Origin of the sequence: Paenibacillus sp. FSL P4-0338, assembly GCF_038002365.1 — a bacterium.
Classification (GTDB): domain Bacteria; phylum Bacillota; class Bacilli; order Paenibacillales; family Paenibacillaceae; genus Paenibacillus_AQ.
This window is the reverse complement of the sequence record NZ_JBBOCG010000001.1, coordinates 4,570,757-4,585,105: the sequence shown is the minus strand read 5'-3', so window position 1 is coordinate 4,585,105 and position 14,349 is coordinate 4,570,757. Positions and strand designations below refer to the sequence as shown.

General features: G+C 42.9%; 10 protein-coding genes. 9 read left to right on the top strand and 1 reads right to left on the bottom strand.

Features of this window, described 5'->3' with window-relative positions; translation table 11 throughout:
- Nucleotides 1–53 precede the first annotated feature (53 nt).
- Nucleotides 54–2,573, top strand: a complete 2,520-nt coding sequence (locus MKZ07_RS20165; protein WP_341027278.1) for a DUF3656 domain-containing U32 family peptidase — start codon at nucleotides 54–56, stop codon at nucleotides 2,571–2,573.
- A 153-nt stretch (nucleotides 2,574–2,726) separates the two neighbouring features.
- Entirely contained in the window at nucleotides 2,727–3,614 is an 888-nt protein-coding gene (gene galU, locus MKZ07_RS20160) for a UTP--glucose-1-phosphate uridylyltransferase GalU (protein WP_036694746.1), read from the top strand.
- Between the two features lie 122 nt (nucleotides 3,615–3,736).
- Here galU and MKZ07_RS20155 read toward each other — a convergent pair whose 3' ends face one another.
- The gene (locus tag MKZ07_RS20155; RefSeq protein ID WP_341027277.1) at nucleotides 3,737–6,196 is read right to left on the bottom strand and encodes an O-antigen ligase family protein; all 2,460 of its coding nucleotides are present in this window, start codon (nucleotides 6,194–6,196) and stop codon (nucleotides 3,737–3,739) included.
- Nucleotides 6,197–6,368: 172 nt separating this feature from the next.
- Between MKZ07_RS20155 and MKZ07_RS20150 the strand changes: the two genes are divergently transcribed.
- From MKZ07_RS20150 to MKZ07_RS20120, 7 genes are read left to right on the top strand one after another with little or no spacing between them, the layout of a single operon-like run.
- A complete protein-coding gene (locus MKZ07_RS20150) occupies nucleotides 6,369–7,658 on the top strand; it encodes a glycosyltransferase family 4 protein (protein ID WP_341027276.1) in 1,290 nt (429 codons plus the stop codon).
- A gap of 1 nt (nucleotide 7,659) precedes the next feature.
- Nucleotides 7,660–8,736, top strand: coding sequence for a mannose-1-phosphate guanylyltransferase (locus MKZ07_RS20145; RefSeq protein WP_341027275.1), 1,077 nt, complete (start codon nucleotides 7,660–7,662; stop codon nucleotides 8,734–8,736).
- 57 nt (nucleotides 8,737–8,793) lie between these two features.
- Nucleotides 8,794–9,753 carry a GDP-mannose 4,6-dehydratase gene (gmd, locus tag MKZ07_RS20140; RefSeq protein ID WP_341027274.1) on the top strand — a complete coding sequence of 320 codons (960 nt, stop codon included), beginning with the start codon at nucleotides 8,794–8,796 and terminating at the stop codon, nucleotides 9,751–9,753.
- A gap of 29 nt (nucleotides 9,754–9,782) precedes the next feature.
- Complete coding sequence (locus MKZ07_RS20135) at nucleotides 9,783–10,724, top strand: GDP-mannose 4,6-dehydratase (RefSeq protein WP_341027272.1); 942 nt, start codon at nucleotides 9,783–9,785, stop codon at nucleotides 10,722–10,724.
- A gap of 20 nt (nucleotides 10,725–10,744) precedes the next feature.
- Nucleotides 10,745–11,521: an ABC transporter permease gene (locus MKZ07_RS20130; protein WP_341027271.1), complete on the top strand. Its 777-nt coding sequence runs from the start codon at nucleotides 10,745–10,747 to the stop codon at nucleotides 11,519–11,521.
- 13 nt (nucleotides 11,522–11,534) lie between these two features.
- Complete coding sequence (locus tag MKZ07_RS20125; protein ID WP_341027268.1) at nucleotides 11,535–12,809, top strand: ABC transporter ATP-binding protein; 1,275 nt, start codon at nucleotides 11,535–11,537, stop codon at nucleotides 12,807–12,809.
- A gap of 7 nt (nucleotides 12,810–12,816) precedes the next feature.
- The gene (locus MKZ07_RS20120) at nucleotides 12,817–14,337 is read left to right on the top strand and encodes a class I SAM-dependent methyltransferase (RefSeq protein ID WP_341027266.1); all 1,521 of its coding nucleotides are present in this window, start codon (nucleotides 12,817–12,819) and stop codon (nucleotides 14,335–14,337) included.
- Nucleotides 14,338–14,349 lie beyond the last annotated feature (12 nt).

Here is a 14,349-nt window from a genome sequence, read left to right as displayed (position 1 = left end):
TAAGTTAAAAAGCTGTAAATGACCCGCCGAACAGGCGGTTTGGGAGGATATAAATGAAAGAGCAAGGAATACGCAGAGAAGACGTAGAGCTACTGGCTCCGGCGGGAGATTGGGACTGCATGCGTGCAGCGGTGGCGAACGGGGCGGATGCTGTCTTTTTTGGCGTAGAGAAATTCAATGCACGGGCTAGAGCGAACAACTTCCGGATGGACGAGCTGCCGGAGATTATGGCGTTTCTGCACAGCTATGGAGTGAAGGGGTTCCTGACCTTTAATATACTGGTGTTCGAGAATGAGCTGCCGGATGCTAAGGGACTGATTGATGCCTGCGTGGATGCGGGTGTGGATGCCGTTATTGTTCAGGACCTGGGGCTAGTGCAGATGATCCGCGAGATCTCGCCGGACTTCCCGATTCACGGTTCTACGCAGATGACGATTACCTCACCGGAAGCGGTGGAATTCACGAAGCCATGGGGGCTGGAACGCGTAGTCCTCGGCCGTGAAAATAATCTGAAGCAGATCCGTACGATTGGCGAGCAAGCCCGCCTGCCGATGGAGGTATTCGTACATGGTGCGCTCTGCGTGTCGTACTCGGGCCAGTGTCTGACCTCGGAAATGTGGGGCGGACGCTCGGCGAACCGCGGGGAATGCGCCCAGGCCTGCCGTCTGCCGTATGATCTGATGATTGACGGTGAAGTGAAGCCGATGGGCGATGTGACTTACCTGCTGTCTCCGAAGGATCTTGCCGCCATCGACCTGATGCCGGAGCTGATTGAAGCCGGAGTGACCTCGTTCAAAATCGAAGGTCGGCTCAAAACCCCGGAGTATGTCGCTAATGTGGTCAGTAAGTACCGTAAGGCGATTGATAAGTATTTTGAAGGTAACTGGACGCCTACCTCGAAGGAGGATATGCGTGAGCTGCAACAGAGCTTCTCACGCGGGTTCACGAACGGTTTCCTTGAAGGCACCAATAATAAGAAATTAGTCGATGGCACCTTCCCCAAGAGCCGGGGTGTGTACCTGGGCACCGTGGAGCAGATTTTACGTGATGGCGTGGTCTGCCGCATTCATGCTCCGCTTAAACGTGGAGACGGCATTGTGTTCGACGCCGGAGATCCGACGAAGAAGGAAGAAGGCGGCCGTATCTACGATTTGCGCCGCAAGGGTGTCAAGCTGGAAGGCGAAGCCGGTGAGGGCTGGATCATTGATATCGTTCCTGGCCGTAGTGACGTAGATCTGCGCCGTCTGCATGTGGGGGACCGCATCTGGAAGACGAACGACCCGGCGCTCGACAAGGCGCTGCGCCAGTCCTACGAGACCGAGAAGCCTTACCGGGTATTTCCGGTTCATGTGCGGGTGCAGGGCTGCGTAGGCGAGAAGCTGACGACCTGGTGGACAGACGTTCAGAAGAACGTCACTGTCCGTGTGGATTCGGAGCTGGCGCTGGAGACAGCGCAGAAGCGTCCAATGGATACCGCGCTGCTGGAAGAACAATTTGGCCGCCTGGGCGGGACCCTGTTCCAGCTTGAAGCGCTGGAGTCGCATCTGCAAGGCGACGTGATCGTGCCCATGCGCGAGCTGAACAGCATCCGCCGCCAGGCGGTGGAGCTGCTTGCAGGCGAGCGCCCTAAGCCTCCCGTGTATGTGAAACGGGAGGTCGAGGTCTACGGCGGCGCCTCCCGCAGGGACGCCGCAGCAGGCAGCGGTGAAGCGGAGCTCACCGCGCTGTGCCGCAGCCTGCCGCAGGTACAGGCTGCGCTCGAAGCCGGCGTAACGAATATATACGCCGATTTCGAGTTCATCAAGCAGTTCCCGGCGGCAGTAGACGCTGTGCGGGCTGCTGGGGCCAGCATTGCGCTGGCCACCCCACGCATCCATATGCCGAACGAGAACGGCTACCATGCCAACATCCTGCGGCTGCAGCCTGATGCTGTGCTGGTCCGCAACACCGGTGCGCTGTATTATTACCTGCGCCACCGCATGGAGCATCCAGAGGCTGCGCATCCCCGGCTGATTGGCGATTTCTCGCTGAATATCGCCAATCACCGGGCTGTGGATCTGTTCCTTGACGCCGGTTGTGACATGGTGACACCGTCGTATGACCTGAACATTCAGCAGATGGTCGACCTGCTGGGGCACAGCGACACCTCCCGCATGGAGGTTGTTATCCACCAGCATCTGCCGATGTTCCATACAGAACACTGCGTCTATTGTACCTTCATGAGTGAAGGCACGGACTACACCAACTGTGGCCGTCCTTGTGAGGAGCAGCGTGCGTCCTTACAGGACCGCATCGGCATGTCCCATCCCGTCCGTGTGGATGAAGGCTGCCGCAACACCGTCTATAACGCGGTAGAGCAGTCGGGCGCTGAATACCTCAATCACTTCCGTGAGCTAGGCGTAGCTTCTTTCCGTGTTGAGTTCCTGGAGGAGACCCCAGAGCAGGTGGCAGAGGTTATCAGCCTCTACAGCCGCGCACTACGTGGCGAAATCTCCGGCACCCAGGTTTGGAAGAGCCTGAAGGCCACTAACCAGCTTGGCGTTACACGCGGACAACTGGTGAATGCGAAGTAAATAATATTAAACGCATAAAGGCCCGGGCGAAGCCGGGACCATCCATTCGGGTGGTCCCGAGGTTCTCCCGGGCTTGTTTTTTGTGCGCTGCCCAAAAGCAGCAGGAACTGCTATAATTGAGATTATGAGTATATCTGTTAAAGGAGCCATGAGATGAAGATCCGTAAAGCGATTATTCCCGCTGCCGGTCTGGGAACCCGCTTCCTGCCCGCGACCAAAGCGATGCCCAAGGAAATGCTGCCCATCGTAGACAAACCAACGATTCAATATATTGTTGAAGAAGCAGTTGCTTCCGGGATTGAAGATATTATTATTGTGACGGGTAAAGGCAAGCGCGCAATCGAAGACCATTTCGATAATTCATTCGAACTGGAATTCAATCTGGCAGAGAAGCAGAAGTGGGAACTGTTGGAGTCGGTACGCAAATCTTCAGAAATGGCAGACATTCACTACATCCGCCAAAAAGAACCCCGTGGCCTTGGACATGCTATCTGGTGTGCACGTAAATTTATTGGTAACGAGCCATTTGCAGTCTTGCTGGGAGACGACATTGTGGAGTCTAACAAACCCTGCCTTAAGCAGATGATCGAAGTATACGATCAATACAGATCCTCTATCGTCGGCGTTCAACCCGTACCTTGGGAGGATGTTTCCCGTTACGGGGTGGTAGACGGATCTGAATTAGCAGAACGTGTCTATAAAGCCAACCGGCTTGTAGAAAAGCCGAAGCGTGAGGACGCTCCATCCAACCTTGCGATCCTGGGACGGTATATCCTGACTCCACGTATCTTCGATATGCTTGGTGAACAGCAGGTAGGTGTAGGCGGCGAGATTCAGCTTACAGATGCGATTTCCCGTTTAAGTGAAGTGGAGCGGATTATAGCTTATGATTTCGAAGGCAGACGGCATGACGTCGGCGAGAAGATGGGTTTTATCCAGACCAGCATCCACTACGCACTTCAGCATGAAGAGCTTAAGGAAGGGCTGTTGGAGTATTTGAAGCAGGTTATCGAGAACGAAGAGAGACTGTTTAGTAGGTAAGGATACTTATAGCGTATCTTCATACGTATTCTTATCCAATCTCCCTTAAATCATCATAAAAAAGCGGCCCACTGTACTCAGACAGGAAGCCGCTTTTTTGTATATCTGTTCTGTTATTGCGATTAGTACTGCGTATTCACAACAGCCTCTATGGCTGCGGCCTCAGCCGGATCAGCGGCAACCAGCTTGTCATAGACTGGCTGATCGACTGCTGCTCCTGCCTTCTTCAGTGCCGCCAAGTACCAGCGGGCAATTTCGCGGTTGGTTGTATCATTGTAATCTTCACTTAACCCAAGCTTCAACGTAGCAGCAGCTACATCATTTTGTCCTGAGATGACCTGTAGCTTCCCCACATTTAGTGCAATGGTAGGAGTAACCGAGAACGGACGGCCTTGCATTTGTTCTGGTGGAAGAGTCTTCAGATGCTCCACGCCATCCACCACATGCTTGTATGCATCCAGTCCGGCGGTGAGGTATTCTTGTTTCTTGGCCTCATCCTTCTGCTCATTAGCTGCAGCAGCAAGCGTCTGAGCACGGTTAATCAATGACTCATACCACGTGATATCCCATTTGAACTTGTAGGCATTGTCACTGTACACTGCCAATGCCATGTCAGGTTGGCCCTTCAGATCGTAATAGCTGGCCAATTGAGCCAATAGATTTTTATTGTAAGGCTCATCTTTCAAAACACGCGTCAATACATTGGATGCTTCATCCAGATACTGCTCATCTTGAATTTGCTTGAATACCTGCATGTCAAGAGAAGACAAGTATAATGCTGCTTCCGGATGGTATGGACGGGCATCTAATGCTTTGACCAACGGAGTTTTGATCTCCTCATAGGAGGTACTCACGGAAACTAAGTTTTTGCCCTTGAGCGCAGCATCGCTGGACCCGATGTAGTTGATCGACAGGAACAGCAGGAATATTGTCCCGATGGTCAGTACAGCCATGTATCCCATCCGAATGCCGGCTTTATTCCAGCTCTGGCGGAGCGGTTTGTTATCCATTTCAGCGCCCATACCAGCCAAACCGATGAACACCAGAATACCCATGAACGCATAACTCATATTAAAGTCCAGCAGACTGTGTACAAGGATAGACAGCGCAATAATGTAGAAGAAGAACCCGTTATGGAATTCATCCTTCTCACGCTTCAGATAGGTACGGATGTATTTGTAGAAAATAAATCCGATAAAGCCCATAAATACAATGAACCCGACAATTCCGACTTCGATTAAATACTGCAGGAAGAAGTTATGAACCTGACGGCTTAAATATGGGTTGTTCTGGTACTCTTCATATAAGGCAGACCAGCCGCCCCCGCCTGATCCGAGAATCGGATAATCCTTCACAACCTTCATAGCATCTTTATAGAAAGTAAAACGTTCTAACACACTATGCTGCTTGAAGTTAATGTTCTCCAGGCGCGTCTCAATGTTATCCGGCAATAAACTGCGGACGCTAGTCCCAATCAACAGAAAAGCAACGACAGCTACAGCCATGACTGATCCGAGTGGAATCCATAGCCCTGTGAATTTGCGGGTTTTTGAGCCCCCCAGCTTCTCATGCAGCCATGGTGCCACAAATCTTTGGATCACCCAGCCCAAAGTAGCAACGACTGCCGAGGCCCCAATCAGATAGGCCCAGGCCTTAAGTGCTGCTGATGAGGAATAAGTAGTATTTAGCTCTGTTCCAAGTGTAGTCAGCGGGTTAGTGACTAGCAGAGCGGCAAGACCAGACAGCGCAAGATGAATAATCCAGAGAATCTGCTGCGCAGGCTTCAGGAACAGCAGGAGCAGGATGAACACTACAGGCAGCATGACAAGTCCCCCACGGGACAAGGTCAGCAGCAGAGATACAATAATCGGCACCAGCATGAAGCTGTGCGTGAGCGTACCATACCACTTTTTGGAGCGGACCAGGGCATATACCGCCACGAACAGGAAGGCCATGAGGAAGGCTGCATAAGTATTGGCGTACTGGAAAATGGAGGTCAGACGCAGCCCGTTAGAGTCCGTCATGACTGCATCCAAATATTTATCACCACGCACCGTATCGGAGAACCAGCCTACCAGCCCACCAGCGAATTTCCAACTGCCAAGCCAGTTCAGCAGACCGAAACCGACGATGAAATAAGCAATAGCCAGAATAGCATTTTGAATGACAACATTTAGTTGCTTTTGCTGGAGCAAATATAACGCTATAATGAATACTGCGACATACATGCTCTGTACAAACAGCAGGTTCATCGCCATATAATGCGAAGCAGCGCCAATAAGCGACAACGCGTAGGTAGCAGGTAATAACAACGAGGCCACGGCAAGCGCATCACGCTGTCCCTCCAGTCTGAACTTGGTGAAGTATAGGCCTATCCACACCAGCAGCATCAGGCTACTTAGGAGTGAAGACAGATAGATAGGCTTCTCAAAGTCAATCTGCTGCCCATTAAATAATCCTACTTGAAACGGGGCCCAGACCAAAAAAACAATGAACCCTATCGCTAACGCCCATATGTAACTGGATATCTTTTCAACATTTCTCGACTGAACCGCATTTTTACCGTATACTGGTTTCGACACGTTTTTAATCTCCTTTATCTGTAGGTACGAGGATATTTTAGCATATAGAAATATGTGAGGGCTACTTTGCTCGTTTTTTTTGTGGTTTTGTGTATTAGTTGTGTGGAGATTTCACCTAGACATATTATGGGGGCTTTATGAATGAAATTCAATATAAGGTTGATTGTTAGATATGAGTAGTATTAAATCCCTGCTTTATAAAAGGCTTTATCGATTTGCAGTAAAATTAAAACCAATTGCAGTTAAGATTATCCCCTTCGAAAAGAGACAAAGTATCAAACAAAAACTGCTTAAAACTGCTTTTCCGATCGATAAAAATGGTGATGTAAGCTCTATTAAGGGAAATGTATCTGGTATTAATCTAGTGGGATATTCAAGAGCGGAAATGGGTATTGGAGAATCTTGCAGAATCGCCGCTAATAGCATAAATGCTGTCGAAATACCCTTTGGGATAATAAATTTCACAGGCACTAACTCGGCGCGGATGAGTGATACGACTTGGATGCACAAGGAAATACAGGAACCCGAGTTTAATCTCAATGTGTTTCATATTAATGCCGAACAGATGATTGAAATATATGCTCATTACGGGAACACGATTTTTAAGGATCGATACAATATAGGGTTCTGGCACTGGGAGCTTCCGGATTTCCCTGATGAGTGGAAGGAAAGCTTTAATTTAGTGGATGAGATATGGGCACCTTCAACCTTTGTGGTGGATTCTATTGCGATGAAAAGTCCGGTGCCAGTTGTTAAAATACCTCATAGTATTGACGTGAATATTTCTGATATGCGTGATAGAGGCTATTTTGGGTTACCAGAGCAATCCTTTCTATTTCTCTCCATGTATGATTTAAAGAGTTATCAGGAGAGGAAGAATCCCCAAGCCTCCATTAAAGCTTTTCAACTTGCATTTGATTCCGCTGATGAGTCTGTTGGTCTTGTGATTAAGGTGAACAGTGCGGAGGAAGGCTCAAAGGAACTTGAAGAACTTCATCACTTGATTGGGCCTTATAAGAATATTTATCTGGTCGACAAAACCTTGTCCAGGAATGATACAAATGCGTTGATTTCTGTCATGGACAGCTATGTATCTCTTCATCGTAGCGAGGGTTTTGGTCTTGGTCTGGCAGAGGCGATGTTTCTTGGTAAGCCCGTTATAGGCACGAACTGGTCCTCCAATACTGATTTTATGAACCACAATAACTCATGTTTGGTTGACTATACCCTGAAACAGCTTAACCATGATCATGGCCCATACAAGGCGAATCAGTACTGGGCGGATCCTGATGTTGAACATGCGAGCCGTTATATGCGTAGACTTTGTGACGATAAGAACTTTTATGCAGAGATATCGTCTAAAGCTGAAGAACATATAAAACAGAATTACTCACCTAAAGCGGTGGGAGAAATGATTAAACAAAGATTGGATTACATTTCTATGTGGAAATTTGGAGGATGAAATGACAATTACAGCAGTTATTATGGCAGGCGGTAAAGGGGAACGTTTCTGGCCTAAGAGCCGGACCAATCTTCCCAAACAATTTTTGAACATATCAGGCAGTAAATCAATGATTCAGCAATCTATTGCCCGATTAGAAAAACTGATTGATATTAATCAAATCTTCATTGTCACTAATGAACTGTACGCTGAGTTAATTAAGGCTCAAATTCCGCTTTTACCTCATGAGAACATTATCATTGAACCGGTGGGCAGAAATACAGCGCCTTGTATTGGACTAGCGTCTATTATTATTGAAGATCGCTTTCCTGACAGCACCATGATTGTTATCCCTTCTGATCACATTATTGAGAACGAAGAAGGCTTCGTTAAAATATTGGAAACTGCAGTTGAGGTAGCTCAAGACAATAGTAATCTCGTGACTCTTGGTATTCAGCCAACTTATCCAGAGACAGGATATGGTTACATTGAAAGCAGTAATCAGTCACAGGAAATTAATAAACTGTTCGTTCATAAGGTGAATAAGTTTGTCGAGAAACCTGATTTGGCTACAGCCCAGTCTTATCTGGAATCAGGTAATTTTTACTGGAACAGCGGGATTTTTGTCTGGAAGATTGAAACGATTAGAAGCTACATACAAGAGCTGATGCCAGACATGCATGATATCTTGGAAACGATGAAAACGGTTCTGGGTTCAAAAGATCGGGATGCAATAATCCGCTCGGAATTTTTAAAGATGCCTGATCAGTCGATAGACTATGGCATTATGGAGAAGGTCAATAATATCTATGTAATCCCGTGTGTGTTCGGATGGGACGACGTGGGTAGCTGGACGGCGCTGGAAAGGATCAGTGATCTGGACGAAAATGGAAATGTTATAAAGGGAAATATATTAAATCTTGATACTAAACACTGTATTATAGAAAGCAATGGAAAACTGATTGCTACCTTAGGGATTGAGAATTTGATTATTGTTGATACTGAAGATGTTACTCTGATCTGCACTAAGGATAAAGCCCAGGAAGTTAAACTCTTGCTAAAAGAACTGCGTATGCAGAAGCTTGAGCAGTATTTGTAATTTGATTAAACAAATGTTTAATCTCTAATTTATATAACATAAAGGGGAATTTCAAAAATGACTAAACGTGCACTAATTACAGGAATCACAGGACAAGACGGATCATATTTGACAGAACTGCTGCTGTCTAAAGGATATAAGGTGTTTGGCTTGCGCCGTAGAACGAGTATGCCAATTATGGAGAACATTGAGCACCTTAAAAATGATATAGAGTTTATTGATGGGGATCTGCTGGATCTTGGATCATTGATTAATGCTGTTAGAATCTCTGATCCGGATGAAGTTTACAACCTGGCTGCTCAATCATTTGTGGCAACCTCATGGATTCAACCTGTAGCAACAGGACAAGCAACAGGTATTGGTGTTACTAATATGCTCGAAGCGGTTCGCTTGACTAAGCCGGAAGCAAGATTCTATCAAGCCTCAAGTAGTGAAATGTTCGGTAAAGTTGTCGAGACGCCACAGAAGGAAACAACACCATTCTATCCGCGTAGTCCATATGGTGTTGCCAAGGTTTATGGTCACTGGATCACTATTAACTATAGAGAGAGCTATAATATGTATGCTTGCTCCGGTATCTTGTTTAACCATGAGTCGCCACGCCGTGGTATTGAATTCGTAACCCGCAAAGTTACAGACGCTGTTGCCAGAATTAAACTGGGTCTCCAGACTGAACTTCGTATGGGTAACCTTGATGCTAAGAGAGACTGGGGATTCGCTGGTGATTATGTAAAAGCAATGTGGCTGATGCTACAGCAGGATAAAGCTGATGATTTCGTGATCTCGACTGGCGAGACTCATACTATTGAAGAGCTTGTAGAAATCGCATTTAGCCACGTTGGTTTGAACTGGAGAGATTACGTTGTAGTTGATCAGAAGTTTGTTAGACCTGCTGAAGTAGATCTGCTGCTAGGTGACTGTACAAAAGCTAAAGAAGAACTGGGCTGGGAGCTTGAGGTTGGGTTTGAGCAACTGATTAAGATGATGGTGGATAGTGATATGGAAAAATTAAAATAAAGTTTTCAAAAAGTAAGGATGGGTTGAATTTGAAGGCTCTTATTACTGGTGTGAACGGTTTTGTTGGTAGGCATTTAGAGCAGTTCCTCTTATCGAATGGTTATGAAGTCTGGGGCTCTAGTCGTTCAAGCCATGATGTGAAAGCTGATTTATTAAACCGAGTTCAACTGGAATTTAATAATGTCGAAAAGCTTACTTCTACTATCAATGAATTAAAACCTGACCTGATTTTTCATTTAGCAGCTCAGAGTTCTGTCAAAAAGTCTTGGGACGACGTAGAGTTTACAATGAAATCAAATGTTATTAATTCAACTAAACTTTTTGAAGCAATACTGCACTCCGAGATTGCTGGGAGCTGCAAGGTGCTATCTGTGGGGTCCTCAGAGGAATATGGTATTCTTCCTCAAGAAAGTATGCCAATAAACGAGGGGAGTTTCTTGAATCCAATCAACCCTTATGGCATCTCGAAAGTATCTCAGTACATGCTGACGAAGCTATATGCAAAGCTGGGTTTGCATATAGTACATGTTAGACCATTTAATCACATCGGCCCCGGGCAAGAGTTAGGCTTTGTGGTAAGTGATTTCTCTAACCAAATTGCAAAAATAGAAGCGAAAAAAATTAGTCCAATAATGAATGTAGGAAATCTCTCTGCAAAGAGAGATTTCCTCGATGTTAGAGATATTATTCGCGCATATGCTGATGTAATAATCTCGGGTATCCCTGGCGAAGTATATAATATATGTTCCAGTGAGCCAGTAGCAATATCAGATATATTGAATACTTTGGTCAGTTTTTCTACGCAGAATATTGAAGTTAACATTGATCCTAAATTGCTAAGGGTTGTCGATATCCCACAATATGTAGGCGATAATAGTAAGATTAGAAGTTTAATTGATTGGCAACCAAAAATCTCACTTGAAGACACCTTGAGGGATACCTTAGAATATTGGCGGAATGAAGGAAACTAAATCGAAGGATGCGTTCAGATGTGAAAAAAATATTGTTAGAACTAATAAATTATAAACAGATGATTAAAAGCTTGGTGCTATCAGATTTGAGAACAAGATATAAAGGATCAGTCTTAGGCTTTTTGTGGACCTTTCTAAATCCTCTTCTAATGTTATTAGTATACACAATTGTCTTCTCTACAATTATGAGATTTGATATGCCGAATTATACAATCTATATGTTTATTGGATTACTCCCGTGGATGAATTTCTCAAGTTCTATATTGAGTAGTTCAAGTGTAATTATTAGAAATTCAAATTTAATTAAAAAAATATATTTTCCACATGAAGTCCTTCCTTTATCTACTGTCCTTGGTGGGATTGTTAATTATCTTTTCGGATTAATAATTATGTTCATAGCTATTTTTATAAGTGGTATGACAATATCAATACATGTTCTGTATTTCCCAGTCATTCTTTTTTTGTTGTTTTTGCTTATGTTTGCTCTTACCTTACTTTTCAGTTCTCTGAATGTTTATTTCAGAGATTTGGAACATATATTAGGGGCAATTGTAATGGCTTGGTTTTACTTTACCCCTGTAATTTATCCTTCAAATGTTATACCGGAAAAGTATCAATACTTGTTTAATATTAATCCTATGAAACCAATTATTGATTCTTTACAAGATATTTTTTACTATCATCGAACACCAGAACTTTCTGGCTTACTACAGTCTTTTATTTATAATGTCATATTACTAATTGTTTCATGGATTGTTTTCAGAAAACTTAGCAGAAGATTTGCTGAAGAAGTTTAAAGGAGAAGTAAACATGACCTACTCCATAAAAGTTGATAATGTATCTAAAAAATTCAGAAGATATACGGATAAACGTAATACTCTAAAAGATAAAGTGTTAAATTTCGGTAAACAAATTATTAAAGAAGATTGGATCTTAAAGAATATTGATCTGGAGATTGAGAAAGGCCATGCAGTAGGTTTAATAGGTCGAAACGGTTCAGGGAAAAGCACACTGTTAAAAATCATGACGAAAATTCTTTATCCTGATAAAGGATCGCTTTCTGTTGTGGGAAGAGTATCAAGCCTTTTAGAATTAGGTGCGGGTTTCCATCCGGAATTTACTGGTATTGAAAATATATATATGAATGCTTCAATTCTTGGTCTCTCGAAAAAGGAGATTGATTCTAAACTAGAAGAGATTGTTTCGTTCTCAGAATTAGGTGATTATATAAATCAACCAGTTAGAATTTACTCTTCAGGAATGTATATGCGATTGGCATTCTCGGTAGCAATCAGTGTGGATCCGGAAGTACTTCTAATTGATGAAGTTTTAGCGGTTGGAGACAGTGCGTTCCAAAACAAATGCATAGAAAAAATTAAAGAATTAAAAGGTAAAGGTAAAACTATTGTTATAGTTACCCATGATAATAGTATGGTAGAAAAAATATGTGATCGGGCTGTTTGGTTACAAAATGGAGAGATAACAGCTGATGGATCCCCAAGAGAAGTTATTATGGAATATATGGGGTTTTTATCTGAGGAGGAGAACAAAAGATTAATTGCTGTTGAAGATGTAAGCAATAATACAGGACCCTCCGAAGGAGAGATCCCAACTGCTGAATTGATTGAAAGTTCAGAGGTTGAAGGCTCAAGTAATAAACGTCATGGTAATAAAAAGGTGGAGATCCTTAATGTATGGTTCAGTGATCACCTAAATAAGATGAAGAAGAATTTTAATACAGGTGATGCTATGAACATAAATATTGAGTATAAAGTAAATCAAAAATGTGAGAGTGTGATTTTCGGCGTAGGTTTTGTTACTAATGACAACATATATTGTTATGGTACTAATACACACATCGATAGGTCAATTAGTATCGGACAACTTCAAACAGAAGGTACACTTCAGTTTAAAATAGAAAAACTTCTTTTGCTACCAGGCGTTTATAATTTAGATGTTGCAGTACATCATGAGAATGGTGAGCCATACGATTATTTAACACACGCATATTCTTTTCAGGTATCTTCTGAGATAAAAGATGTGGGGTTTGTTCGTTTAGAGCATTCTTGGGAAATGAAAGGATGAAGCAATTATGAATATTGAAGTGAATGATTCAGAAATAAATGTTCAAGAAATTATAGCTAAAATGAAGGAAGAACTTGGAAAACACACTATAAAAGAAGATTTATCAACTATAACCTTTGAGCAATACGAAAAAACAGAAATTCTCAACATAGACTTAAAAGAGCTTTATAACAAGGTCGATATCGTTAATAGATCATGGAATAGTAATCCTGAATTTATAATCACTTCACATCGTAGGTTTTTTGGACCATTCATTGTCAATGCGAAAAAAATAATTCGTAAATTAATGAGATGGTATATAAACCCTTATGCAAACTCGCAGAACGAATTTAATGCGAATTTAACTAGAACAATGAATGAATTATTCACACAATTTAAAAATACAGTGGATCAGTTTCAAATTATAAATCAACAACTTGATATAGCAAAAGCTGATTTATCAAAGAAAAACGAACAAATAGAAATACTTAAAAATAAACATGAAAAAATTGTCAATAACTATGAAGCATTAAATGAATCTTTAAATAATGATGAATATGAAATGATGAATTCGAAAATTTTAAATTTAGAACAATATGTATACTCTCTCGAAGATAGTCTGGGAACTAAAGTTGAAAATATAGATGCAAAGTTTGATAATTTTGACGCAAAACTTGTGAATATAGATGCAATGCTTGAAAGTGCAAAAAAAGTGGAAGAGTTAACCGCTATCAAGAACAACACACGTGTTATGGTCGAACGAGTACGAAGAATAGAGAGAAAGTTGAAACAAATTGGCAATTTTGAGAGAAATGAAAGTATCTCTTCTTCTAATCTAGTCGATAATAATCTTCTCGAAGAGAATCAGGGCTTGGATTTTGATTACTTTTTATTTGAGGAGTATTACAGAGGAAGTCGGGAAGAAATTATTGACAGACAAAAACAGTATTTACCTTATTTTACTGATGCGAAAAAGGTGCTTGATCTTGGATGTGGACGTGGTGAGTTCACTGAGCTTATGCTCCAAGAGGGAATTGATGTGGTGTCTGTAGATTTAGATGATGATATGGTGGATTATTGCAAGGATAGAGGATTTAATATTCAGAAGATGAACCTTCTCGACTATCTAAAGACGATAGAGGATAGCTCTGTAGATGGTATTTTTCTAGGTCAGGTAATCGAGCATATGAAAGCTGAGGATGTTATTTTAATGGTCAAACTCGCTTACCGAAAATTAAAGCCGAATGCTTGGTTAATAGCAGAAACTCCAAATCCTCGTAGCTTATCTATATTTGCTCAAAGTTTTTATCTGGATCTTACCCATAACAAACCCGTACATCCATTTACTTCTAAGTTTATTTGGGAGACTGAAGGCTTTAGAGATGTTGAAGTTCAGTACTTTTCTCCTAACAACCCTGTAGTACAGCTTCCTCCTTTAGAAATTTCAACTATGGACCAAGAAGTATTAAATAAATTCAATACTGGTCTGCATTATTGGAATGAGATTGTGTTTGGTAATCAGGATTACTTTGTGGCAGGAAAAAAATAAAATGTAAAATGG

What these genes read in the sequence shown, in the direction of transcription:
- galU (WP_036694746.1), top strand. Translation starts at nt 2,727, where the DNA reads ATGAAGATCCGTAAAGCGATTATTCCCGCTGCCGGTCTGGGAACCCGC.
- MKZ07_RS20145 (WP_341027275.1), top strand. Translation starts at nt 7,660, where the DNA reads ATGACAATTACAGCAGTTATTATGGCAGGCGGTAAAGGGGAACGTTTC.
- gmd (WP_341027274.1), top strand. Translation starts at nt 8,794, where the DNA reads ATGACTAAACGTGCACTAATTACAGGAATCACAGGACAAGACGGATCA.
- MKZ07_RS20120 (WP_341027266.1), top strand. Translation starts at nt 12,817, where the DNA reads ATGAATATTGAAGTGAATGATTCAGAAATAAATGTTCAAGAAATTATA.
- MKZ07_RS20125 (WP_341027268.1), top strand. Translation starts at nt 11,535, where the DNA reads ATGACCTACTCCATAAAAGTTGATAATGTATCTAAAAAATTCAGAAGA.
- MKZ07_RS20150 (WP_341027276.1), top strand. Translation starts at nt 6,369, where the DNA reads ATGAGTAGTATTAAATCCCTGCTTTATAAAAGGCTTTATCGATTTGCA.
- MKZ07_RS20165 (WP_341027278.1), top strand. Translation starts at nt 54, where the DNA reads ATGAAAGAGCAAGGAATACGCAGAGAAGACGTAGAGCTACTGGCTCCG.